25 protein-coding genes are annotated in these 23,674 nt (G+C 43.6%); 5 read left to right on the top strand and 20 right to left on the bottom strand.

All coding sequences use genetic code 11. The features are described 5' to 3' along the window. Positions 1–167: 167 nt before the first annotated feature. Complete coding sequence (locus QFZ80_RS12920) at positions 168–1,931, top strand: sensor histidine kinase (RefSeq protein WP_307546271.1); 1,764 nt, start codon at positions 168–170, stop codon at positions 1,929–1,931. Continuing rightward, on the top strand, positions 1,906–3,522 hold the full coding sequence (locus QFZ80_RS12915) for a response regulator (protein ID WP_307546272.1): 1,617 nt from the start codon (positions 1,906–1,908) through the stop codon (positions 3,520–3,522). Before QFZ80_RS12920 ends, QFZ80_RS12915 begins: the two co-directional genes overlap by 26 nt. A 53-nt stretch (positions 3,523–3,575) precedes the next feature. On the opposite strand, the gene QFZ80_RS12910 is transcribed toward QFZ80_RS12915, so the two are convergent. From QFZ80_RS12910 to tdh, 8 genes are all read right to left on the bottom strand, one after another. Further along, positions 3,576–5,198, bottom strand: coding sequence for a right-handed parallel beta-helix repeat-containing protein (locus QFZ80_RS12910; protein ID WP_307546273.1), 1,623 nt, complete (start codon positions 5,196–5,198; stop codon positions 3,576–3,578). A 188-nt stretch (positions 5,199–5,386) separates the two neighbouring features. Further along, entirely contained in the window at positions 5,387–5,581 is a 195-nt protein-coding gene (locus tag QFZ80_RS12905; RefSeq protein ID WP_307546274.1) for a YgaP family membrane protein, read from the bottom strand. 131 nt (positions 5,582–5,712) lie between these two features. Next, the gene (locus QFZ80_RS12900; protein ID WP_307546275.1) at positions 5,713–6,288 is read right to left on the bottom strand and encodes a Crp/Fnr family transcriptional regulator; all 576 of its coding nucleotides are present in this window, start codon (positions 6,286–6,288) and stop codon (positions 5,713–5,715) included. A 275-nt stretch (positions 6,289–6,563) separates the two neighbouring features. Beyond that, a complete protein-coding gene (locus QFZ80_RS12895; RefSeq protein WP_307546276.1) occupies positions 6,564–6,983 on the bottom strand; it encodes a DoxX family protein in 420 nt (139 codons plus the stop codon). A 361-nt stretch (positions 6,984–7,344) separates the two neighbouring features. After that, the gene (locus tag QFZ80_RS12890; RefSeq protein ID WP_307546277.1) at positions 7,345–8,517 is read right to left on the bottom strand and encodes a CapA family protein; all 1,173 of its coding nucleotides are present in this window, start codon (positions 8,515–8,517) and stop codon (positions 7,345–7,347) included. 159 nt (positions 8,518–8,676) lie between these two features. Then, positions 8,677–8,850, bottom strand: coding sequence for a hypothetical protein (locus QFZ80_RS12885; RefSeq protein ID WP_164484181.1), 174 nt, complete (start codon positions 8,848–8,850; stop codon positions 8,677–8,679). A 136-nt stretch (positions 8,851–8,986) separates the two neighbouring features. Beyond that, on the bottom strand, positions 8,987–10,162 hold the full coding sequence (locus QFZ80_RS12880; RefSeq protein WP_307546278.1) for a glycine C-acetyltransferase: 1,176 nt from the start codon (positions 10,160–10,162) through the stop codon (positions 8,987–8,989). Positions 10,163–10,227: 65 nt separating this feature from the next. Then, the gene (gene tdh, locus QFZ80_RS12875) at positions 10,228–11,268 is read right to left on the bottom strand and encodes an L-threonine 3-dehydrogenase (RefSeq protein WP_307564102.1); all 1,041 of its coding nucleotides are present in this window, start codon (positions 11,266–11,268) and stop codon (positions 10,228–10,230) included. A gap of 139 nt (positions 11,269–11,407) precedes the next feature. Here tdh and QFZ80_RS12870 point away from each other — a divergent pair, with 139 nt between their 5' ends. Further along, positions 11,408–11,968, top strand: coding sequence for a helix-turn-helix domain-containing protein (locus tag QFZ80_RS12870; protein WP_307546279.1), 561 nt, complete (start codon positions 11,408–11,410; stop codon positions 11,966–11,968). Positions 11,969–12,047: 79 nt separating this feature from the next. Here QFZ80_RS12870 and QFZ80_RS12865 read toward each other — a convergent pair whose 3' ends face one another. From QFZ80_RS12865 to QFZ80_RS12810, 12 genes are all read right to left on the bottom strand, one after another. Continuing rightward, positions 12,048–13,310, bottom strand: a complete 1,263-nt coding sequence (locus QFZ80_RS12865; RefSeq protein ID WP_307559204.1) for a Gfo/Idh/MocA family protein — start codon at positions 13,308–13,310, stop codon at positions 12,048–12,050. Positions 13,311–13,337: 27 nt separating this feature from the next. Further along, positions 13,338–14,177 (bottom strand): carbohydrate ABC transporter permease, encoded by an 840-nt coding sequence (locus QFZ80_RS12860; RefSeq protein ID WP_307546281.1) that lies wholly within the window; start codon positions 14,175–14,177, stop codon positions 13,338–13,340. Between the two features lie 13 nt (positions 14,178–14,190). Further along, positions 14,191–15,075, bottom strand: a complete 885-nt coding sequence (locus QFZ80_RS12855; protein ID WP_307559201.1) for a carbohydrate ABC transporter permease — start codon at positions 15,073–15,075, stop codon at positions 14,191–14,193. 81 nt (positions 15,076–15,156) lie between these two features. Beyond that, positions 15,157–16,470 (bottom strand): ABC transporter substrate-binding protein, encoded by a 1,314-nt coding sequence (locus QFZ80_RS12850; protein ID WP_307546283.1) that lies wholly within the window; start codon positions 16,468–16,470, stop codon positions 15,157–15,159. Between the two features lie 140 nt (positions 16,471–16,610). Then, on the bottom strand, positions 16,611–17,657 hold the full coding sequence (locus QFZ80_RS12845; protein ID WP_307546284.1) for a LacI family DNA-binding transcriptional regulator: 1,047 nt from the start codon (positions 17,655–17,657) through the stop codon (positions 16,611–16,613). A 191-nt stretch (positions 17,658–17,848) separates the two neighbouring features. Continuing rightward, complete coding sequence (locus QFZ80_RS12840) at positions 17,849–18,754, bottom strand: S-layer homology domain-containing protein (RefSeq protein WP_307559199.1); 906 nt, start codon at positions 18,752–18,754, stop codon at positions 17,849–17,851. A gap of 104 nt (positions 18,755–18,858) precedes the next feature. Beyond that, on the bottom strand, positions 18,859–19,380 hold the full coding sequence (locus QFZ80_RS12835) for a hypothetical protein (protein ID WP_307546286.1): 522 nt from the start codon (positions 19,378–19,380) through the stop codon (positions 18,859–18,861). A gap of 178 nt (positions 19,381–19,558) precedes the next feature. After that, on the bottom strand, positions 19,559–19,858 hold the full coding sequence (locus tag QFZ80_RS12830; RefSeq protein ID WP_307559197.1) for a spore coat protein: 300 nt from the start codon (positions 19,856–19,858) through the stop codon (positions 19,559–19,561). An 11-nt stretch (positions 19,859–19,869) separates the two neighbouring features. Next, complete coding sequence (locus QFZ80_RS12825) at positions 19,870–20,064, bottom strand: hypothetical protein (protein WP_307546288.1); 195 nt, start codon at positions 20,062–20,064, stop codon at positions 19,870–19,872. A gap of 37 nt (positions 20,065–20,101) precedes the next feature. Further along, on the bottom strand, positions 20,102–21,238 hold the full coding sequence (locus tag QFZ80_RS12820) for a zinc-dependent alcohol dehydrogenase (protein WP_307546289.1): 1,137 nt from the start codon (positions 21,236–21,238) through the stop codon (positions 20,102–20,104). Between the two features lie 21 nt (positions 21,239–21,259). Then, the gene (locus QFZ80_RS12815) at positions 21,260–21,631 is read right to left on the bottom strand and encodes a spore coat protein (RefSeq protein WP_307559194.1); all 372 of its coding nucleotides are present in this window, start codon (positions 21,629–21,631) and stop codon (positions 21,260–21,262) included. Between the two features lie 12 nt (positions 21,632–21,643). Beyond that, entirely contained in the window at positions 21,644–21,889 is a 246-nt protein-coding gene (locus QFZ80_RS12810) for a spore gernimation protein GerQ (protein WP_307555529.1), read from the bottom strand. Positions 21,890–22,180: 291 nt separating this feature from the next. Here QFZ80_RS12810 and QFZ80_RS12805 point away from each other — a divergent pair, with 291 nt between their 5' ends. Then, entirely contained in the window at positions 22,181–22,882 is a 702-nt protein-coding gene (locus tag QFZ80_RS12805; protein ID WP_307546291.1) for a C40 family peptidase, read from the top strand. 149 nt (positions 22,883–23,031) lie between these two features. Then, positions 23,032–23,670, top strand: coding sequence for a TerC family protein (locus QFZ80_RS12800; RefSeq protein ID WP_307546292.1), 639 nt, complete (start codon positions 23,032–23,034; stop codon positions 23,668–23,670). The last annotated feature ends 4 nt before the right edge of the window (positions 23,671–23,674 follow it).

Below are 23,674 nucleotides of genomic sequence, written 5' to 3'. Positions count from 1 at the left end.
TTTTCAAATGAATTACAAGAACATCCTCATTATCACTTCATTAGAACATTCATCTTCATGCAATATTTATTAAAATGATTCAATTTTCAACGAAGTTTCAAATGATGCTAACTTTCCCTCGGAAAGCCACTATAATAAAGAGGTGAAGATCACTTAGGGGGACATGTATGAAACGTCGTATCGCAGTCAAAGTGTTCGTTATCTCCTTCTTGCTGGTGGAATCGATTATCATTTTGTTAGGCTACTGGTATTATCGGCATTCTTCCGATTCCTTGCTCGACGCCCAGTATGAATACGCCGATCAAATTGCAAACAAATCAAACGATTATTTAAATGTTACACTGGAGAATATCCGGAATTTATTCATTACCGTAGGTACGGACAGCCGTTTCCAGCAAGGCTCAAGCGAGGAAATCATTCGTTGGTTTAATAACAGTTTGCTGCCTTATATGCCCAATGTGTACAATATTCATTTGCTTGAACAAGGTAAACTGGCTGCCAGCACTTCTTATGTTCAATGGGCACTATTGGATACCCCCTCACTATCCAAGGAATTAGAGCAAATTAAGCTAAGCGGCATTGTGTATTGGATCGGCCCTTATTTCTCACTGCCCTCCAACTATACGGTAACGGCTGCAATGAAGCTTCCTTCCACGGACGGTGACAAGATCATTCTGCTCGATCTATATTTGGCCAGACTATATGATTCCTTGCAATCGCAATCCTCTAATCGAATCACTGGGGAAATCATTCTGCTCGACCGATTGCACCACCCTGTCTTCGGACGCCCGCCTTATTCGCAATACAATGTATTCAATAAATCGTACCAGCTAATCGGGTTAGAAGATAAATGGTTCGAAGGCGGCTGGAAACAATCCGAACAGCAAACCGCTGCCGGTCAACGTCTTGTCCTGACAAGAGTGACCAATCCTGCAATCGGCTGGGATGTCGTTTGGATATTAGACAAAACAGCGCTTCTCAAGCCTCTGCAAAAAACGATTTCATTTACATGGGCACTTGGCTTGGTCTCGTTGCTATTATCCATTGGGATGGCTTACACGATATCCGTTCTGATCAGTAAACCTATACGCAAGATTGCCGACTCGATGAATGCTGTCAGCGACGGGCAATTGGACACCTCGATTCAGCTAAATCGTCAGGATGAACTCGGACTTCTCGCCAAGCATTTCAACCGGATGACTGCTCATATACGCGAGCTCATTGCTAATCTGAAGCATTCTGAGAAGCAGAAACAGATCTCTGACTTTCTAGCACTTCAGGCGCAGATCAAACCGCATTTTCTATTTAATACGTTAAATTCAATCAGCATGGCTGCCCGCTCCGGCGAATATAACAAGGTCGATCAACTCGTCTCTTCCCTGACAACTCAACTAGATTACACGCTTAAGGCAAGTCCGGGACCTGTGACATTGCGAGAGGAAATAACCGCTTTGGAGAGTTATGTTGATTTGATGCATATCCGGTATCCCGGTAAATTTTCCTTTCATATGGATCTTGATCCACTAACCTTGGAGAGGAAGCTGCCGAAGTTCGTACTGCAGCCTTTGGTGGAAAACAGTATTTTTCACGGTCTGGTGCCGGATCATAAAGATGGCGTGTTGTTCATTGGCACGACAGTCGGGACGGATGGCTGGGACATCATGATCGAAGATAACGGCAAGGGCATGACCGCTGAGAAGAAATCGAAACTAATGGATCGGCTTAATATCCATTTCGATAACAGTAAGGAGATTACATCTGAGGAAAATAAAAACGGACATAGCATTGGTCTTGTTAATGTTCATCGTAGGCTTCAAATGATGTACGGAGATCGTTACCGTATTCACTTGGAAAGCACGCAAGATGAAGGCACAAGACTTTTAATCCGATTGGGGGCAGAACCGAATGAAGAGCATCTTGATCGTGGATGATGAACCGATGGCACGTCAATACTTACGCACGCAGTTTCCCTGGGGACATTGGGGCTATGTGATTGTTGGCGAGGCGGAGAATGGTGTCGAAGCTTTGAAAAGCTGCCGCTCTTTACAGCCGGACATCGTACTTCTCGATATTACAATGCCGCTGATGGACGGTTTGGAGCTTCTACAGCATCTGAAGAAGGAATTCCCCCTAGTTCGCTGCATCATGCTAACCGCTCATCGAGACTTCGCTTTCGCTCAAGAAGCGATTCGCAGTGGGGCCGACGGCTACATCCTGAAATCGCCGATTGAAGCTGGTGAATTGCAGGCTGCTTTATCGAAGGCATGCGAGGAGCTTGACAAGACGCATCGATTAACAACAAGCGAACAAAGCTATAAGGTGCTGGTGCAAAATTATCAATACCCGCTTCGTCAAAAGTTTTTTGAAGATATCCTCTCTTCCTTACTTGCGAAACCGGAGGAAATTATCGTCCGCGGAGAGAAGATTGGCATCGACCTCCTTCAGCCTACTTATGTATTGTTGGAATGTTGCGTCGATGAACTCGCCAAGTTCGAGCAGCGATACCCGGTCAAAGACCGCTCTTTGATTGAATTCAGCATGCTGGAGATCGTTCGAGAATGCGCGCAAGCAGATTTCCCAGGCCGGTTCGAGCTATTCCCTTTTTCATTCGGACGGTTCATTTTGCTCCTGACAGGTCAACAGTCATCCAACAGCAGTCAGCTTAAGGAAAGCATTACCCTATTCCTCCGTAAGCTATCGAACCCGCTCAAGCAATATTTAAAGCTGCGGCTCACTGTGACGGTTAGTAGGCCTATGCCGACTATTGCCTCCCTTCGTTCCGTCTATTTGGATACTGTGAAATATCGCGTACACCACTTTTATTCGGATGCAGCTGAGCCTGTATTCCTTGATCAAGCGCTGCCGTTTCATACCATACCTGATAAAATACTAGATAAATTGCGTAGTCGGCTAGAGGAGTTAGTTAGCCAGCAAGAAGAACCTAAGTATCAGGATTGGGTCAGTATGACGCGGAATGAATTCCTGTTGTATAAACCCGAGCCCTCGGCAGCCATATTTTGGCTGGAGTCGCTAGAACAGCTTCTTGCTGCAGGCAACTGGGTGTCGGAGATGAATCCGCTGGAACCGCCGCTCAACCTTAAGATAGAGACTTCTTTTCATCGCGCTCTCGAAACCGTTATTGGACGCTTCATCGAAATTAGGAAGCGAAGATTGCAATCACTTCAGCTGAGGCATGAGCTTTCCTCCGCTATCCAATATATCAAGTCACATCTGAGCGATGATCTGAGCGTGGATTCAATCGCGCTCAAGGTAAAGCTTAGTCCCTCTTACTTAGGGCATCTGTTCAAGAAAGAAGTCGGCGTTTCTATCGTGGACTACATTCTGGAGCAGCGTATGGAAATGGCCAAGATCTACCTACAGACCGGTCAATACAGGAATTATGAGCTGGCTTCCAAGGTCGGCTTTCGCAGCTATTCGTATTTCTGTACTTTATTCAAGAAATATTCGGGCTTAACGCCCAATGAATACAAACACGCTCATCAGCCGGTTGTGAATCCTTGACAAATAACACGCAAAAAGGACCTGAAAAATAACATTCAGGTCCTTTTTGCATGTTATTCAAAATCAATCCTACCCGTAATGCCCGGTGCAACAACCAAGGGTTGATCCACATTTTCGAATCGGTTATTCCTCACCACGACTTCATCAGCATCAATGGCATGAAGGCCGATCGCCGAATTCTTGAAGAGATTCCCCTTAATCGTAACATTTCGATTATGTTTCCCGTCGAAGCCTGCGGATTTGATGCCAATGCAGCCTACAGCGCCATACCGCGGATGAAAGCCGCAATGATCGAACTCGCAGTCCACGATTTGAATGTTCGTGGCATGTCCTCCCTCGGCATGAGTTGGCAGCTCAGCACCAAGCAAAATCCCCGGATTCATCGTGTTTCGGTATGTGCATTTCGCAATCGTAACATGATCATTCCTGATAAGATGCCCAGCTCCAGCAATGTTGACAAACTCGGAGTGGGTACACGTGTAGCTGTCAGCCTCCCAATAATCGGCCGCACATAGACTTCCATCCGCTGCAAATTGAGGAATATCTTGTGTGAATTGAACGCGATATAGATGACCGCCCTCCTGCTTCCCTTCATGGAACCAATCAGCAATCACACGTTTCTCCATATGTTCACCATTGTAGAATTCTATATGGCTGCCTGCCAGCAATGCGGCAAACGTATACTTCCCGAAGAAAAGTGCTTCGCGCGGTGAAAGCCTGCTGGCAAAGAATAGCCAGTTGCTTTGAACATTTTGCCCATCCATTCTGACACCTTCCACATACATCCTGCTGATTTCAATTCGCCCGCCGCACTTAAACAGCTTCCATGCGTCTCGCGGTGCCGTAAACAATCTATTCCCATCAGGTTTGAAAACGACCCGATCAGCTGTGATATGGCGACAGCTCTCTGCTAGCATTGCAAATCCGTTAGCATTCATCACACGTAGATTGTTCAGTTCGAGATGATTACATCTGGCAAAGTAAGTCTGGAAATCCGTTTGCGCTCCTTGGTGCCACGAAAGATGCTCGCCTAGCCGAACTTTGGAAGCCACACTCTCACTATTCAAGACAAGCGTCCGTTCACCTATTAACTTCCAAGCAGCTTCTGCGCCTCCGCCATAAGTGACACTTTCCCCAATCAGCGCCCCCGTAACGGGGTCCAATCGGTTCATACAGTAAGTACCCATTCCCTCATGGCATGGATTACCATCGAAGACTTTCACTGTAATGGACGTATCTGTACGTGCTATGACCACACCTGCAGATGAGAATTCAGGCTCTCTTGTAAACGCGAGATTCAGCAGCGACAGGTTCTCATTGTTCTCACACCATAAGATCGATGGCAAATATCCATGTATAGCCTCGTCATTGAAACCGACCAGCACAGTTGCCGGTTCACCGTCTTCTCCGACAGCACCTTGCAGTGTTAATCCTCTTGAATCGTTAATAGGAATATGACATTCTTTTGATTGTTGATTGCCGCTTCCTGCATCATGTACCATTCCTTCGGTCTCTAGCCGCTTAACGGAAACCAACCTATATCTCCCTGGTTCAAATACAACTCTTTCCGCACCCACCTCAATAGCCCTGTTAATTGCCTCACGGATGCCTGCTGCGCTGTCCTCTTCAGATGGACGTGTAAAATCTTTTACATAGATGCTTTTATCAGTAAACAAAAAAAGCTCCTCCTTCAACCATTTCTCGGCATAATGTCATCATTATAAAGCTTCCTGGGATCACCGAATATGAAGGATCTAACGAAATCATTAGATATCTAACAATCTTATAAGCTTGCCGAACAAAAGAAGGCTATCCCTCGCGTAGAGTAACTCTACATTGGGATAGCCTCTTTGTTTTTCATAACTTAACGAATTTTGCAAGTATTACGGCCAAGCATTTGATTAATCGCACATTTTTGGGCTATGCCTGTAATAAGGAACGGCAGTGAGATCAATCCTGCTAATTTCCAGTAACCAGGTAAGAAGTAAAACAACGACAATAGCGCTACACCCAAAATAATTCGAATTACACGATCTGTTCCGCCAACATTTTTCATCATCTATTACCTCCATATTGTATTGGTTTGTTTTATTGTGTTTCTGATTACGATCATAACAGAAGCGTTTAGATAGAACCGTAACTTTGTCACATAGCAATAAAATAAACATTTGAAGGTAATACTAGCTGCAATTATTGTTCTATATATTTTTTCAAGTCTTGACGCAGTATATGAGAAATCTGGCCTCTGGATAATTGCAGCAGCCCTTCTTTCTCGAGCGATTTCAGTGTTCTGCTGATCACTTCGCGGGCCGTTCCCAGCTCTATGGAAAGGGTATCATGCGTAATGGTAAGGCTATCGCGTCCATCCTCGGTCATCTCAACCAGATATTCCGCGATTCGGCCGCGGATTGATTTGAAGTTGATGCTATCCAGTAAGTTGGACATAATGATAATTCGTTTGGCAAACATTTTAAAAATAAACTGTCGAAAGCTTTTATAACGGTCCATCCAGTCTTTAAAAACGTCAACTGGTATAGCAACTACAGCGCAAGGCTTTTCAATGCAAGCTGAAGCTTCATATTCGGTCTCGCCGAGAATGCTCGACATCATGAGGGGACAGCATTCCCCGCCATTGACTCGATACAGGGTGATCTCTCTACCGCTGCCGCTGATCTTATACATTCTTACGGTTCCTTCCAGAATTAAAACGGCATGATCCAAGAACTGGCCCTCTTCAAATACAAAGTTAGGCTGTAAATCTAACATTATAATTCCCTCATCGCTCCAGTCCTGTATGGAAATATCGGACAAGCTAGGGAAGCATGATACAATATGCGGGACTTTATCAAGCATAGCAGAGGACATTGTTTGTATCCTTCCTTGTGAAATGGTAGGTTTTAACAAGCACAGTATACCATTAACCAGTCCAATGTTCGATCTAACTGCTTCTATTGCAAATAAAAAAATGACAGCAGTCAATATCTGACTAGCTGTCACTTCTTATATTCAGTAATTAACTAACCTCTCAGACCAAAGAAACATTACACAAGCTGTGTTGGCTTTTGACCCTTTTTGAACAAGGAATCAATTGAGATTACATAACTGCCATTTAAGAGAAGATAAGTAGCGGCCCCAATCATTGAAAGATCCAGCTCGTATCCGGCCATTTGACCATTTCCGAAGAATCCGACGGCTAATTTCACTTTAAAAGTTGCTACTAAAAGGATGATAACCATTAGTGCGGATACAATTCGTGTACCGAATCCTAGAATGAGGGCGAGTCCCCCTATCAGTTCGATCGTTGCAACGACATAGGCCATAAAGCCTGGAATACCGATGCTGTCAAACCAACCTGCAATATTGCCAATACCTCCTTGATACTTAGCAACCCCATGAGCAAAGAAGGTAATTCCTAACAGTACTCTTATGATTAATGCGCCAATATGATAATTATTTTTCACTTTTATGCCCCTTTTCCGTACTAACTTTTTTAAAGTCATAAACTTTATGTTCGTATAATACTGTATTTAACTTACTTATGACAAGCAACTATAAAAAATTTATTATTATACTTATTTGGTAATAACGCAAAAAATCACGCCTGCTCTCTGCAGCCGTGATTGATATACAATTACTTTGATTTTTTCTTTGCTGCGGATCTTCCTTGTTTTCCCGGATCATTTGATTTCTCAGCATGTTGAGACCCGTTTGGTTTGATTGGACCGTTGTCACCCATGTTCATTGCTCCTTTCCTTAGCATCTTGTTTAATTATTTACTAACAGGTAACGAATTATTATCATTCGCCAAATCTCATAAATGGCTTAATTGGATGTAAGGATATGCAAATCTTGTATAGATGTGCTCATATGTTTTTTCGTCTGTTCAAAGTGAGACCTAGCATTATTTAGTTGTTTATCGGTTAAGCGATCCATTGAAATAATCTTGAAATTCCGCCAATTAAGATCATAGTTGTAAGTAGGGTGAAAACTTGGCTTGCTCAATTTAATCGTGGATTTATCTAAGGTTTTACTTTTGACAACATCAATGGATGCCATCCCTCCAACTCTTGTATATAACTCACTCTGACCAGATAGAAAATTTCCTAGTGAATAAAGAACTAAGGTTTCATTTCCTTTTTTCCCTTTTACCCATGCCGGAGGTTGTAGAACATGCGGGTGATTACCGATAACAATATGAACACCAAGATCCGCCAGCTTTTGAGCGAGTCCGATTTGAGTTTTATTCGGGAACCGTTCATATTCCTGGCCCCAATGCATAGCAACCACAACGACATCGGAAATTGGTTTGGCTTTTTCCACATCATCACGAATTTGGGTCTCATTAATCATATTTACCAAATAAGACTTCCCTTGGGGAATTGGAATACCGTTGGTCCCATAGGTGTAACTCAAAAACGAAAATGTGATACCATTCTTAGTTATTGTCCTAATCCTGTCATGATCTGTATGTGATTTGAAAGCCCCTGTGTAAGGGATCCCCAGTGTGTCCCAGTAAGTAAGAGCACTATGAATAACCTTCTCTCCTCTATCAAGGGAATGATTATTAGCCATAGTAACAAGATCCACGCCTGCATCCTTCAATGCATCTCCAACTTCATGCGGGCTGTTAAAGGAAGGATAGGCGGAGAGTCTCAGTTCCTTGCCTCCAATCATCGTCTCTTGATTAGCTACAAGAATATCGGGAACTTGTAACACCCTCTGAACTTCTGCAAACATTTTTTTGAAATTGTAGGTTCCATTACTTTGTTCTGCGTCGAGATAGACACGATCGTGAATTAAAATATCACCAATTGCTCCCAACGTAACTTTGGTTACTCCCGACTCTTTTTCTATAGGTGAAATGGGTTGGGATGGCTTGATTGGTGGCAAAGTCTGTTCTGCTTTTGATTTTATCTCGTTGGGTTTTGTGAAGCTATTCAAGCGGCCGGAGGCCAAAAACAGGATTGTAACAATCACAGCAATACGTATCATCATGATAAACCTCTCCTGTTGAGTCGAATGTGATTGCCCCGTTAGTATTCCCCTACCGCGGCGTAGTCCATGATTAAACCTTGTTTGAAAAATAAAAAAACTTATCCCATTTGGAATAAGCTGCCAATTTTCCATCCATGTTATTGCCCTGAGCATCGGTAGTTAGACAGGTTTTTGATGGTTGGTGTAAACACCGATGATAGATAAGACAGCTGCTACGCCATTAGCAATCGCATTCATCTCATCGTCTTGAATAATATCTAATCCGTAAGCGTTCAATATCAGTTTGGCTGCTCCTAATAAACCCAAAGTTAACGTATAATAGTTCACTTTCATTTCTCTCACCTCCTATGCTAATAGGATGCTATATTCTATGTGAGAGTTAAGAGTCGGACATATCCAAATGGCATGGTTCCAAAAGCACAAAAAAAGTGCTGCCCACCTGTTGGATGGCTAGCACTTTTTACTTTTTCTAGATCAGTCCGAACTCCTGACCGACCTTTTGCAATCTATCTAAGGCAAATGTTAAGTCTTCTTTTGTATGCTGAGCCGTTACAATAAGCCGCACTCGGCCTTTATCCATGGCGACCGTCGGATAGATGATACCTTGAGCGAACACGCCTTCTTCCAGCAAACGATCCGAAAAGCGCATGGTTTGTGCGGGATCGCCTATTATAATCGGTATGATAGGTGTCTCACTAGCGCCCGTGTTAAAACCTAACCGCTGCAGAGATGCTCGGAATCCATTAGCGTTGTCCCAGAGCTTTGTTACTAAATCTGAGCTTTCCTTAAGCACTTGAATAGCGGCCAAGCATGTTGCTGCAACCGCAGGCGTTTGTGATGTACTGAATAGAAACGGTCTTGCCGTATGAATCAAATGTTCTTTCAAGAGCTGTGCACCGGCAACATAGCCACCAACGGCTCCGATTGCTTTGGATAAGGTTCCTATTTGGATATGCACTCTTCCATGAAGACCGAAATGATCCGTCGAACCTTTCCCGTTGGTGCCAAGGACCCCGCTCGCGTGAGCATCATCTACATACACAATAGCGTCGTAGGCTTCTGCTAGTTGAACAATGTCGGGCAGCGGCGCGATATCGCCATCCATACTGAATACACCATCCGTCACAACAACACGTTTACGATGCTTCTGCGTTTCTTTCAAAATGGCTTCAAGCTGATTCATGTCCTTGTGAGCGAAAATTTTACGGCTCGCCTTCGTTAAGCGAATGCCATCAATGATACTCGCATGATTCAGCTCATCGCTAATCACCACATCGTCGGGTCCAAGAACGGCTGACAATGCGCCTTGGTTCGCTGTAAAACCGGATTGAAACACAAGGGCCGCCTCTGTGCCTTTAAACTTGGCTAGCTCGATTTCCAGTTCATCATGAATATCGAGAGTTCCCGTAATCGTCCGCACAGAACCGCTGCCAACCCCATACTTCTCGATAGCTGCGATCGCCGCTTCCTTGAGCTTTGGGTGATGGGTCAAGCCCAAATAGTTATTGGAAGACATTTGAAGAATTTTCTTACCATCCAGGTACATCCAGGAGTCAGAACCGCTCTCCCATACTTTAATGGAGCGGTATCTTCCTTCTCGCTTCCACCCTTCGATGTCCGCTTTCAAATCGTTCAAATAGTTCATATGAACCTCCTCAGAGTTTTGCGGAGCAAAACTTGCATCGTAAGCATCCGCTTTGGAGTTTTGCCCTAGTGTGTAAATACAATTTTGCCGCATTGACCTTGATCCATTAACCGGAACGCTTCCTTATACTGATCTAGTGTAAATCTATGTGTAATAACCGATGCCAGATCAATTCGCTTCTGGTTCAGTAATCCCTTCATTTGATACCAGGATTGGTACATCTTTCGCCCAGTGATACCTTCAACGCGCAGCCCTTTAAAAATAATTTGATTCGTTAGGTCCAGGCTCACCTCTTTGGTTGGAATCCCGAGCAAGGACACTCTGCCCGCGTTAGCCGCAGCTTCAAAGCCGTCTACGATCGCTTGCGGATTTCCGGACATTTCAAGAACAACTTCAACGCCTTCTCCATCCGTCATTTGTCGGAGAGCCTTGGATATTCGCGTTTCCATAGCGTTAATCGTAAAATCCGCGCCCATTTGCCGAGCGAGCTCCAAGCGGTTAGGGTTAATATCCGCGGCATAAATAGCTCCTGCTCCGCAAGCCTTGGCTACTTGAATAGCCAATAAACCAATCGGGCCAACACCAATAATGGCAACTGACTTTCCTACAATGTCGCCGGACAGAACCGCTTGCACGGCGTTACCAAGCGGATCCTGCAAGCAAGCGATTTCAAACGGAAGATCAGGAGCATTATGAATAATGTTAGTTGCCTTCACAACGGCATACTCGGCAAAGCAGCCAGGTGCCGTAATCCCGAAGCTTCTTGTATTCGGGCACACATCCGCATTTCCCGTCCGGCATGCTTTACAGGTACCGCATACCATGTGGCCTTCCGCAGAAACATAGTCACCGATTGCAACACCCGTGACCCGTTCTCCGACTTCGACAACAAAGCCTGCGAATTCATGTCCAAAAACGTTCGGCGTTACAACGGTTTTGTCTGCCCAGGCATCCCAATTGTAAATATGTAAGTCTGTTCCGCAAATCGAGGTTGCTTTAATGCGGACAAGAACCTCGTCGGCTCCGCAAGTCGGAATAGGTACTTCTTTCAGTATGGCACCAGGTCCCCTGTGCTCTTTAACCAGTCCAATCATGGTAGCGCCCATCATTGTTCCCCCCCCAATTTAAGTTTACTATAATGCACAAACGTGCGTTTTATCATCTATATACCATATTATACAAATGTATGTTATATTGTAAATAGGCATTTTCACCAAACGGAAAATAAATATTGGGGGACCTGAAATGAACGAACCGATACATAAAATGGTGGGTCGAAAACTTTTAAACATTCGTAAAACAAGAGGATTAAGCTTAGATCAAGTCGCTGATCTGACTGGTGTCAGCAAAGCGATGCTGGGGCAAATTGAACGAGGAGATTCGAATCCGACGATTTCCGTACTCTGGAAAATCGTGAGCGGCTTACAAATTTCGTTTACAAGTCTAATCGAAGATACCGAACCGAAGATTACGGTTGTCCGTGCAGCTGGGCTTTCTCCATTTGAAGAAGAAGATGGACAGTATCGCGCGTTCCCGCTCTTCCCTTTCCACCCTCAAAAGAGCTTTGAAATTTATACAGTTGAAATGGAACAAGGCTGTACCCATGCCTCTGAACCTCATAATGAGGGCGTAGAAGAATACATTCTCATGGTTGAAGGAAATCTGGATTTAACCATCTCTCAGGAAAGCTATACGCTGAAAGCTGGCGATGCCATTCATTTCTCAGCAGATCGCCCCCATACGTATACGAATACATCTGACGCTAAAGCCGTCTATAAAACCTTAATTTACTATCCGCCTTCTTAACTTAAAGAGCTGCGGGCCACCTATATCTATTAAAGAACGCAAGCAGCCGAATACCAAGGCCGCTTGCGTTCTTTTCTCATTATACCTTAACTAGTTTCTTGTAAAATTGCTCGATTTCGATCGGCTTTCCGCCGTTCACACGCGATTCCTCAGCAGCAAAAGCCATCAGATGGCTGCGGACAGAAGCAGCTGCGGATGATTCACTTTCTCCTCCTGCATATCCGCGAACCTCGCGAAGAAAACTGCGCACGATACCCACATCGCCGCCGCTGTGCCCTTCTTCGGATGCATGGACATGAATCACATTCTGCTCATTCGTCACAAAATCATGTACAGTGAATGTATGCTCTTCCATGTTTCCTCTAATTTCACCCTTCGTTCCCATGACTTGCACAATGCGCGTATTATCCCGCGTAAACCCGCACATGCTGAACATCGCAGTTGCCCCGCTGGCAAATTCCATATTCACTACCTGATGATCAACGACATTGTTATCGCTGCGGTATACGCATTTGCCGTATGGCGTTGTGCGAAGCGCCTCCAGTATGCCCTCTAAGCTAGTATCCGTTGTGAACTTAGCTGACCAGCCCCGACCGGAGCCCAAATAATATTTAGGCGCATAGTATTGGCAGCTGGCTTCCGCCGGACAGCCGTCGAGACAACGTGCAGGCGCGCCTTCTGGCGCGTTCTCAGCATTAAAATGCATAAGTGATCCGAATGAACTAACACGCTCGCAAGGCTCACCCATGATATACGATAAAATATCCATATCGTGGCACGATTTGGCCAAGATCATCGGACTCGAAGTGTCCGAGTTATTCCAGTTGCCGCGGACAAAGCTGTGCGCCATATGCATATTGCCGACATTCTCATTGAGTTGAATGGAGACAATTTGTCCAATTTTCCCTTCATCGATGACACGTTTCATCGCCGTCCAGAACGCCGTATAACGAAGTACATGGCATATCGTCAACAAGCGATTATGCTTTTTAGCCATAAGCTCCATTTCGACGCATTCCTCTGGACTTGGAGACATTGGTTTCTCGAGAAGGACGTGGTAACCAAGCTCAAGCGCCTTCAGCGTCGGCTCGTAATGCATCTGATCCTGCGTACAAATGATGGCGATATCGGCTAGCTTCGGCTGAGCCAAAAGCTCTTCCCAATCAGCATGGGCATGATCCTGGGAAATTCCGTGAGCAGCAATAAAAGCTGCCCTCCTATCTTCATCCGGCTCCGCTACCGCGATAATATCAAGCTCGTGAGGATAATTAAGCGCGTAAGGCGCATAAGCATGGGCACCGCGACTACCGGCTCCGAGCAGTATGGCTGTAACTTTTTGCATAGTTGGTCTCTCTCCTTATAATGTCTGTTAGGACTTGCTGCCTGTAAAAGCAATCCCTTGAATAAATGAGCGTTGGAAAATAAAGAAGATAATAATCATAGGCAAAATGGCCATCATAGAGCCTGCCATAATAATCGTGTAATTCGTTTTATGCTCGCCTTGGAGGAATGCAATACCGGCTGATAGCACCATTTTGTCCGGTGAGCTGTTAACGATGAGCGGCCACATCAGATCGTTCCACGACCACAACATGGTGAAAATAGCGAGAGCAATCATCCCCGATTTTGCCAAAGGCAGCATGATCTGCCAATAAATACGAAATTGATTGCAGCCATCAAGCTTAGCGGCTTCTTCAAGCTCGTGCGGCAGTGTCATGAAAAATTGACGCAGTAGAAATGTACCGAAAGCACTGAATAAACCTGGAACGATGAGTGCGGTAAGCGAGTTGAGCCACCCTAGTTCTTTCATAATCATATACTGTGGAATGAGGAATACTTGACCCGGCACCATAAGTACGGACAGCATCAGAATGAAAAAGAAATGACGCCCCGGAAAGCTAATTCGGGCAAAAGCATAGGCAGCTAGCGAGCAAATGATTAATTGGCCGATTACTTTTATCACCGTTGTAATAAATGTATTCCAGTAAAAAGTGAAAAATGGCAAGTTCAAAAACACCTTCGAGTAATTGCTCCATTGAAACGTTTTAGGAAGTAGAACCGGAGGTATCGCCGTTGACTCTCCTAACGTTTTCACCGAAGTAAGAAACATCCAGATGAAGGGAGTTACCATGATAACAGCACCTAGGATTAGAATAAGATGAATGAACCCGGTCTGAACTGATTTTCGTTGATGGATTCTGGTGTTCATGCAGCCGCCCTCCTCATTCGTAGTGAACCCATTTCTTCTGAATTTTCATTTGGATATACGTAATTATCATAATAATGGTAAACAGCAAGACTGCGATTGATGACGCGTAGCCCTTGTTATTTTTCAAGAAGCCGTATTTATAATATAAGAACACAATCGACTGCGTAGATTCCATGACAATATCGCCTACCATCATATATATGAAGTCGAAAACCTGAAAAGCGCCAATCAGGGAAGTAACCAGTACGAAAAAAATGGTTGGCGTCAAGAGAGGTATCGTAATACGCATAAATTTGGTTACTGGCCCCGCACCGTCAATGGATGCGGCTTCATAGTAGGAAGATGAGATACCTTGAAGTCCGGACAAAAATATAATCATGTGGCTGCCAATGGAACACCAGATAGCAACAATAATAATCGATAACAACGCTGTGCGATTATCCGTCAACCAGTGAGGACCCGGAATTGACAATAAACCAAGAACGTAATTGATCAAACCGAAATCAGAGTTGTATAACCATTTCCAGACCATTGCGATCGCGGCCGGCATGGTTACGACCGGAAGAAAATACAGTGTACGGTAGATGGACAACCCTTTGACCTGTTGATTTAACAGTACAGCCAGCAGGATGGACAGGATGATCCCGATCGGCACAGCTAGGATGATATAAATGCTTGTATTCCGGATTGCTTGAAGCAGCTCTTTATCCGTAAACAGCATTTTGTAATTCGCCAAGCCAGTCCAGGTGTATTTGCCAAAAGCCCCCCATTCCGTAAAGGAAAAATAAAAGGTTTGGAACACAGGCCACATATAAAACACCAGTAAGCCAAGCATGAGTGGCATAATCATGATATATGCCCACTTCCAATCGGATAGCCTCTTCGAGTTGAATCGCATGTTTACTCACTCTCCTATGAGTGGAATTGGGGAAGGAGATCCCTTTGGAAACGTTACTTTCCGAAAAGGATCCCCGCAACCTTATTTTTCTGCTGCTAATGCTTGGTTCATCTTAGCTCCGAGCTCTTTGGCCGCATCAGCTACCGATTTATCTCCCGTCCATGCATTTTTCAAAATTTCTGTTTCATAAGTATTCCAAACCGAAGTATTTTTTGACACAGGGTACGGTGTTGCATACTCTGCCATGTCAATGAAAGCTTTTGCTTTATATTGCGGGAATGTCGCTAACCAAGAAGTCTCGCTGCCCTTGTAAGCCGGAATCGCTCCACCTTGCTTCGCAGCTATTTCAGCCGCCTCCTTGGAGCCAAGATATTTAACGAATTCCCAAGCTTCTTTCGGATGTTTGGAGTTCGCGGATATCACATGACCCAGACCATGAATCACAACACCTTGCTTTTTCCCTTTTGGCAGCACGGCTACGTCTGCCTTGTTTTTCATATCGGCGTTTTGATTAATGGTAAACGCAGCCCAAGAACCGTCAAAATACATAGCAAGCTTGCCGGAGGTGAACATATCAGCTGGTGCTGTTTCCGTCATCTGAGCTAGTGTCGGAGATACTTTATGAACTTGAATGAGATCCGTCAAAAATTTCAAACCTTCAATTGCTTCCGGTTGATCAAAGCCTGATTTCTTATGGTCATCAGAAATAACATAGCCGCCAGCCTGAAGAATCGTATTGTAGTAATCCTCCTGATTCATCATTGGAGCAGCGAAGCCGTAGATGCCTTTGGCAGGATCCGTTAATTTCTTAGCCGCTTCCGTCAGCTTGCTCCAATCCCACGTGCTGTCCGGGTAGGAAATTCCTTTATCATCGAACAGCTTTTTGTTGTACCATAAGCCAATCGTGTCAAAGTCTTTAGGAATTCCATAATTTTTGCCGTCCAGACTATAGAGCGAAACAAGCGAGTTTGGATATTTGGAGAGATCTAACTGGTCGCTCTTGATCGTCTCTGTCAAATCCTTTAACATGCCGTTACCTGCATACTTGACAAAATTAGGACCATTCATCCAAAGCACGTCAGGCATTGTCCCGCCTTGAGCGGCCGTTTCTAATTTGGTGAAATATTGTTTGTACGGCGTATTCTCCGCTTTTACTTCAATATTCGGGTGGCTCGCTTGGAACGCTTTGATGACATCGGTCATCGTATCCATACTCCAGCCGCCATAAGTAATTGTCACTTTTTCACCAGATGCAGAAGCTGGATTCTTACCATCAGTTTTAGGAGCTGCTGTGGAGGTAGAGTTAGTTGAACCGGAATTACCGCAAGCGCTTACAACAACCATTGCCGACATGAGCGTTGTGATGAGAACAACCTTTTTTCTATTGTTGACCATTTCGCTATCACCCTTTTTCATTTTTTATAATCGAAAATGCAAGTCGTACATACGCCGAAAACCTATTTCACCCCCTTCAATTCGCCTAATGTTATTGGCACCAAACTCTGGATAACGTTATCCAACTATCCAAAAAAAATTTATTTTCTAGTAAATACAGATGATTGTCTCACAATAAGTCGATGTGGAAGCAGCACTTTGGAAAGCTGCGGTTGCTCGCCATTCAGCATATCCAACAAGGTTGAAGCTGCTGTTGTGCCTATTTCAACCTTTGGTACATGAACCGACGATAACGGCGGTGTGGTATATTGGGCAAAATCAATATTATCCATCGAGATGAAGGCAATATCCTCTGGAATGCGCAATTGGTTCTCAATGACAGCTCGCATAGCAGGTATCGCTAATTGGTCACTCGCCGAGAATATCGCCGAAGGTCGTTCCAGATCTGTTCGCTTCAAGCGCTCCATAATACTCTCGTAACTGCGGTCGATTTCCCACCGGGTGTCTATCACCCATTCTTTGTTTATAGGAATACCTGCATCGTACATGGCAAATTTAAAGCCTTGAAATCTCTCTTCGCTGTTTAATTCACTTGTATGACCTGGCCCGCCGACAAAACCAATCGATTGGTGCCCTTGTGAAATGAGATGATCGACAGCTGACTTCGCGGCATGAATGCGATCGTAATCAACCATGGTAATTTCCGTACCGTTCGTACAAATACCTATCAGTGCTAGTTCATCCACTTTTAGCAAATAGTCAACGATCTCGGGGCCTACTTCGCCAACGATAATAATACCATCGACTTGTATGTCATGTATGCAATGATGCAGAAGCGCTTCGTCTTTAAGCTCATCAGAGGTATGCATGAAACCCAAAGAATAACCGGATTCCAATATTTTCTTGGTAAACGCAGTAATGATCGGAGAGTAATAAGGGTGATCGTCGTTCAGACGAGCCGTTTGAATGATACAGCCTATTTGTTTGGTCTGCTTTTTCTCTACCTTTTGTTTGTTTACAAGGTGACGTGCCGATTCATTAGGTGTGTAATTCAATTGACGCACAGCTTCCCAAACCTTAGCCTTTGTCTCCGGGTTGATGTGCCTGCTGGTATCATTTCTCACCACACGTGAGGCTGTTGAAATGGAAACTCCGACTAAATCTGCAATATCTTTGAGAGTAGGCAATTCGTACAGCTCCTTCTATCTAAACCTATATCCAATCGTTACCCAAACGTTATCCTGATATTTGGGGCAAACGCTTACTTACAGAATAGTTCATCTCTTTATACGTTGTCAATACGTTTGACACCGTATATCACAAAAAAGTGCTAACACCTTTTTTAAAGGTATGCAGCACTTTTTTACAAACTACACATTTACTTCGAAGGAGCAGGTTCAGCTGTTACCTTATACTTTGACGAAATATAAGTGACAGTTTTCGCTTCGGTAATCACCTGAGCATACATCATGTCAGGTTTGGGGTCGAGCAGTGTGTACGTAATGACAGCCTGACCATCTTCGTTAAACTGGATCGCATTAACTTCAATACCGTAGCCAGGGTTAGGTTTATCACCTCTGGATAGCGTTACCTTGTTAACATCATCATTTACTTTCTCAACCTTTACCGCTATTTCTTCAGTAGGAGCCGGTTTTTGAGTATTAGCTTCCATTACGCGAATAGCGTTATAGAGCCAGCTTGCTGCTTCGCCACGCGTAAGCTCACTTTTAGGATTAAACTTACCATCCTTATCAAGGGTAGTAATTTTATAAAGAAGCAGTCTCTGTAAAGTGCCTTGATAATCAACCGTTATTTGATCCTCATCCTTGATCATGATGAACATTTTGATCAGCGGGAAATTGCCTTTCTTTTCTAAGGCACGAACTAATAAGTCCCCGAATTGTTCACGAGTAATCGTCGCATTCGGGTTCACATCTTTAGGAATCTGCAATCCGTGATAATGCGCAATGATAAAAGCGTCCGCATACCAGGCATCATTGGAGATGTTCGCATACATGTCCGTTGCTTCCGGCTGTTTTTTGAAACGCATTAAGTCTAAGTTCAGATCCAAGCCTTTTACAATCATTTTCACGCTCTGTGCATAGCTAATTTTTCCTTTAGGAACAAAGTGCTCCTGATCGATCCCACTTACGACGCCACGATCTTTTAAGGCCAGAATGGATTCTGCTTGTCCTTCCTCTAAATCAGAAAAAGCAAACGCTGAACCGAATGTCAAACTACTGCACAATAAGGTTGTTAACGTTAAAGCGGCTATTTTTTTCATCAGCTCTGTTCTCCTTTGGGTATGTTTTTGTATAACCCGTTTCTGAGTTACATACATAACGTAGAGCAGACAAATTTTGTTGCAGATGATTTTATAAAAAAACGTTATTTCCGCTCCATGACCGAAATTAATTCTTGTTTAAATTGGTCATCTAAACAATCATTACCGATAAAATTCAACATCAACCGTATATTTATACGATTGCCTTTAAGATAGTTTAATAAGAGATCTGCTTTATACTCCCTACCCATCATTTGATAGGCAACACACCATATTTCTGGGTAACTGACATGGACACCATGCCATATTGCGGCGTTTTCAATGGGAAACTTTACTGTTCCTTTGGTGTTTTGCAATGCGAAGGAGCCAATAAAATCAATATGTACAGTGGGAATATGAATACGAAACTCACTTGCATAGGGATAGTCCCCACTTTTAAGTTCCGTCCATGGTAAATCGTCTAAAACCTCAATCAGTTTTTCCTTTGGGCATTCCACAACAATATCCCAATCGTTAACTTTATCGATGAGCCCCAAATAAAATAGTAAACCACTCCCGCCAAGGGAATATTGAATTTGACTTTGATTGAGCTTTTCGGTTATTTCATGTAAATCTTTGATATTCATTTGAGAATTCTCATTTCTATATGTAGTTTTAGTTATATTCGTGAACACGAGTTGGTTTCCTTTATCCGTTATCACATGCATCCACAAGTTCTACACCAAAACAAATAACCAGCAGCTTCGGGCTACCGGTTTAATCGAATTAGATTTGATTTTTCCAGGACTCAAACCGTATTTTTCCCTACAGCGTCGGTGCATTCAAAGCAATCTGTATGTTCTTCAAGTCGAATTGAATCTGCTCTTTGATGTTCCACGGATGATACCAACCTTGTTCCATCATGTACTTTGTTATTCTCTCGTGCGTATCAATCGCTTCATCTAATTGCTTGGTGAGGATCGCCTTGATCTCTGGAGTACCCGCTTCCGTTACGGCCATCGCGTAGTTTCTTACCCCGCTTTTCGCTGAGATCAGAAAATCCATGGCAATCACTTGATCGGTCATCGTATGCATACCTGTCAAATGCTCAAGTATGATGTTCATGCTTTCGCCTCCTATACGGTCGCTTTGATTAGAATTGCCTCTAGCTCCTGCAGCTGCCGCGTCGATACCTCAACGTCTTGTAGTAAAATCTCTTTCAATGCCGGATCTGAGACTAAGAGCTTCATTGTTTTCGCTTTGGTCAAGCAAACTGTTTTGAATGCTGCTATTTCATGAACCTCCAAGGTCTCGTGTAGAGCATAAGCCATCTTCTAACATCCACCTCCGCAAAGTATAATTTTACTGTTAAGGTTTAAGAACAACTTTAATGCAATTCTCCTGTCTAGTATCAAATACTTCATACCCATGTCTTGCTTCGCTGAGTGGTAGGATATGAGTGATGACATCGCCCGGATCCACTTTGCCAGTATCAATCAACTCATACATATACGGCATGTAGTGAATGACGGGGGCTTGACCTGCACGGATATTGACGTTTCTTTGGAAAATGTCACCGAGCGGAAAAGCATTATATCGTCCGCCATAAGCGCCCGTAATCTGGATCGTTCCACCTTTACGCACAGCCTGAGAAGCAATGACAATACCGCCCATCGCACCGCCATGAAGCTTTAATCCAGAGGCAATGGATTCCAGCGGGGTCATTTTCCCACTCATTCCCGTACAATCGATGACGACATCTGCCCCACCTTTCGTTATTTCCTTCAAGTAATTTCCGATATTTTCCCCGTGCTCGAAGTTGACGATTTCCACCTTATTCGTTCGTTTCGCATGCTCCAAGCGGTAATCGAGATAATCTACGGCGATAACTCGCTTTGCTCCCTTAAACCAACTGAATTTTTGCACCAGCAGTCCTACAGGTCCGCAACCGAGGACAATAACCGTATCCCCTTCCTTCACACCAGAATTATCAACACTCCAAAAGGCTGTTGTCATAGCGTCAGAAATTAAACAAAGCGTCTCATCCGGATGCTCGCAGCTTTCAGGTATTTTGAAATGAGTGAAATTCGCAAAGGGCACCCGCAAATATTCGGCCTGTCCACCCGGATACCCGCCTGTTGTTCCGGAATATCCAAAGTAAGCACCCATATCCGCGTTCTCATTGGAATTATCGCACTGGCTCTCTAGCTGGTTTTTACAGTAAAAGCATTCGCCGCAGCTAATATTGAAAGGAATAATGACACGATCGCCTTTCTTTAACTTTGTTACGCCAGAACCAACCTCTTCCACGATACCCATAGGCTCGTGTCCGATCACATAATCTTCCTGTAAATTAGGAATCATTCCGTGAATCAAATGCAAATCGGAACCGCAGATCGCCGTTGTCGTCATTCGGACAATCATATCGTCCGCTTTCTCAATCTTCGGATCAGGTACCTCTTTCACAACGACATTTTTGAGGCCTTGGTACGTAACAGCTTTCATGCTTTATTTCCTCCAATAATATTATTGATCTGGTGTCCGATCAAACATGCCTTTACGCGAGGTGTCGTCTGGGAACAGCTTCATTTGAGCCATTTGAACAGCATTAATTGCCCCTAGCTGATCTAATTTATATTGTTCGTAGAGCTCATAAGGATGGAACCATTTCTTCCTCATCATAAGATCGGATACTTCTTGATGCAGCGCAATGCCTTGATGAAGCTGGCTGCGGAGGATCGTTCTTGCGCTCTCAGATGCCGTTTCCGTTAAGGCAATCGCTGTATTTCTAACTCCTTCTTTGACACGGATGAGAAAATCCATAGCAAAAGTCATGTCGGCCATCTCTGGCATATTGAGAGCATTACTCGGGTCTAAATAATCATAGTCTTCATTCATCTATTATCACCTTCAATTTATAATGGGTGTCGGGCGATTGGGAACAGGGGCTTGGAATGGCGCTTTCGCATAAACGGACTGCAGATCAGCAATGGCTTGCATGGACTGCTCCACGTCTTTCTGCATCAATGCTTTTAATTCTTGGTCGAAAACTAAGCCTTGCATCATCTTGGATTTCAATACGCAAAGTGTTTTGAAATTAAGGGCTTCATGCAATTCCAGGGATTCATGCGCTGCTAATGTTGGCTGATTTACCATCGGTTCACCTCCAATGGTATCTTGTCCTTGTAATGTAAGGTTATTCATCAGATGGCCTCCCAAATTCATCAATTGGTCTGAAAGTGCTTTCAATGCTAAGAAGTGATAAATTTACCTGTCAAGGAATTATTACTCATCAAATTCTAACGAAATTCTAATAATGGCGATTAGACTAGGAATGTTATGGCTTTCGGCTCTATTCGGTAAATTTTAGGGGTTTTCAACTATGATAAAGTAATTGTAGGTGCCAGATTCACCTCAGCTTTTATACCAAAAGGAGGAAGTTAATTCATGCAAAAAAAGAATAAGAACTACCTTGGAAAAAAGACGATAGTATCTTTAGGCTTAGCGCTCTCCATGTTTAGTGGCTTTTCTACTAGTGCTCTTGCTGCTCCTGTATCAACAGCAACCGTGAATAAGGGTGTTAACTTCCGAGCCGATCAGAGTACGAGTGCTCCCGTTTGGGGATTTATTAAACAAGGCACATTATTGTCTGTTGAAGCTGCCAACGACTACTGGGTTCTAGTCAACTACGGTGGGAAAAAGGGTTATGTCTCTCGCAATTATGTAACCGTACATGAAAATAAACCTGCTCCTAGCCAGCCCGCTCCTGGAGGCAGTTTGGGAAGTAAAATTATCAACACGGCTTCCTCTTTCAAAGGCCGGGTTACCTACGTATTTGGATCGAGAGATCTACAGCGTTTGCGTTTAGATTGTTCTTCCTTCACGCAATATGTATTTCAACTGAATGGCATTCAAATTCCTTGGGGATCTAAAGCTCAAGCCAAAGTGGGCACATATATTCCACGTAATCAGCTCCAACCGGGTGATTTGGTATTTTTCAGTGTAAATACACCAGATCAAATTAACCACGTGGGCATCTACATAGGTAATGGTCAATTCATTAACAATTTACCGAACAAAGGTGTTGTCGTTGACAACTTCAATAGTTCGTATTGGACAAGCCATTACATCACAGGCCGTAGAATCTAATCTATTGGAACACGATTACTTAAATAAGAACCCTTCCTTTTCTTAAAGGTGGGTTCTTTGTCATTTCATCTCCTTATGAAATATTTGGTTTATTGTGGTAGTAGTCACATATAATGATCTTAGCTACGACGGACAGGCATGAGTTTTACATGAGAGGACAACCATATATGCAGGATTGGTTCATTATTTTCATGTACAATTTATTTACGAATATCGATAACGCGATTATGATCCAGCTTTCTCTTCACAAGTATAATCTCAGAGGTAAAATCAAATTTTATCTCTTTATGCTCCTCTGCTTGTTTCGTATTCTATATATTGCGTGTGTACAATCCATGTCAGATGTACCTTACATCAATCTTGCAACGGCTCTCATTATGTTCTTCTTCGCCATTCGGATGGTCATGCCTAAGAAAATGATGAGAAGACATTTTACCTATCTGTTCATCTTTAGCAGTGTTGCAGCTTTAGATTTAATCATGAGTATTGATAGTATCTTGCTGACAGCAAGGCTATCAGATAACTTATTATTCATCGCAATAGGTGTACTGCCAGCTTTATGTCTCATCTTTTTATTTTCCTCTAAAATGGAAGAATTCATTACAAAGATGCCCTGGATTGAAGTTGCCATCGCCGGCTTATTAGCCCAATTAGCTGTCTTACAGTTAAAAAAAGAACCAGACATCCTGCACTTGCTGCAAGAGGAATGGTTCGATTTAATGGCCATCACCGCCATGTGCGTGATCTGCATTGTGGGTTGGTTCAATCTTTGGAGGAAGACATATTGACATT

The organism is Paenibacillus sp. V4I7, assembly GCF_030817275.1.
Lineage (GTDB): Bacteria > Bacillota > Bacilli > Paenibacillales > NBRC-103111 > Paenibacillus_E.
Note: the sequence above shows the minus strand (reverse complement) of the source record. Positions and strands in the feature narration are given on the sequence as shown.

Bases quoted from the DNA above. Each gene is read 5' to 3' on its own strand.
- QFZ80_RS12855 (WP_307559201.1), bottom strand. From the start codon at position 15,075: ATGCGATTCAACTCGAAGAGGCTATCCGATTGGAAGTGGGCATATATC.
- QFZ80_RS12860 (WP_307546281.1), bottom strand. From the start codon at position 14,177: ATGAACACCAGAATCCATCAACGAAAATCAGTTCAGACCGGGTTCATT.
- tdh (WP_307564102.1), bottom strand. From the start codon at position 11,268: ATGGGCGCTACCATGATTGGACTGGTTAAAGAGCACAGGGGACCTGGT.
- QFZ80_RS12840 (WP_307559199.1), bottom strand. From the start codon at position 18,754: ATGAAAAAAATAGCCGCTTTAACGTTAACAACCTTATTGTGCAGTAGT.
- QFZ80_RS12885 (WP_164484181.1), bottom strand. From the start codon at position 8,850: ATGAAAGTGAACTATTATACGTTAACTTTGGGTTTATTAGGAGCAGCC.
- QFZ80_RS12865 (WP_307559204.1), bottom strand. From the start codon at position 13,310: ATGCAAAAAGTTACAGCCATACTGCTCGGAGCCGGTAGTCGCGGTGCC.
- QFZ80_RS12820 (WP_307546289.1), bottom strand. From the start codon at position 21,238: ATGAAAGCTGTTACGTACCAAGGCCTCAAAAATGTCGTTGTGAAAGAG.
- QFZ80_RS12905 (WP_307546274.1), bottom strand. From the start codon at position 5,581: ATGATGAAAAATGTTGGCGGAACAGATCGTGTAATTCGAATTATTTTG.
- QFZ80_RS12835 (WP_307546286.1), bottom strand. From the start codon at position 19,380: ATGAATATCAAAGATTTACATGAAATAACCGAAAAGCTCAATCAAAGT.
- QFZ80_RS12805 (WP_307546291.1), top strand. From the start codon at position 22,181: ATGCAAAAAAAGAATAAGAACTACCTTGGAAAAAAGACGATAGTATCT.
- QFZ80_RS12920 (WP_307546271.1), top strand. From the start codon at position 168: ATGAAACGTCGTATCGCAGTCAAAGTGTTCGTTATCTCCTTCTTGCTG.
- QFZ80_RS12900 (WP_307546275.1), bottom strand. From the start codon at position 6,288: ATGTTAGATTTACAGCCTAACTTTGTATTTGAAGAGGGCCAGTTCTTG.
- QFZ80_RS12880 (WP_307546278.1), bottom strand. From the start codon at position 10,162: ATGAACTATTTGAACGATTTGAAAGCGGACATCGAAGGGTGGAAGCGA.
- QFZ80_RS12915 (WP_307546272.1), top strand. From the start codon at position 1,906: ATGAAGAGCATCTTGATCGTGGATGATGAACCGATGGCACGTCAATAC.
- QFZ80_RS12815 (WP_307559194.1), bottom strand. From the start codon at position 21,631: ATGAATGAAGACTATGATTATTTAGACCCGAGTAATGCTCTCAATATG.
- QFZ80_RS12830 (WP_307559197.1), bottom strand. From the start codon at position 19,858: ATGAACATCATACTTGAGCATTTGACAGGTATGCATACGATGACCGAT.
- QFZ80_RS12890 (WP_307546277.1), bottom strand. From the start codon at position 8,517: ATGATGATACGTATTGCTGTGATTGTTACAATCCTGTTTTTGGCCTCC.
- QFZ80_RS12800 (WP_307546292.1), top strand. From the start codon at position 23,032: ATGAGAGGACAACCATATATGCAGGATTGGTTCATTATTTTCATGTAC.
- QFZ80_RS12870 (WP_307546279.1), top strand. From the start codon at position 11,408: ATGAACGAACCGATACATAAAATGGTGGGTCGAAAACTTTTAAACATT.
- QFZ80_RS12825 (WP_307546288.1), bottom strand. From the start codon at position 20,064: ATGGCTTATGCTCTACACGAGACCTTGGAGGTTCATGAAATAGCAGCA.
- QFZ80_RS12850 (WP_307546283.1), bottom strand. From the start codon at position 16,470: ATGGTCAACAATAGAAAAAAGGTTGTTCTCATCACAACGCTCATGTCG.
- QFZ80_RS12810 (WP_307555529.1), bottom strand. From the start codon at position 21,889: ATGGTAAATCAGCCAACATTAGCAGCGCATGAATCCCTGGAATTGCAT.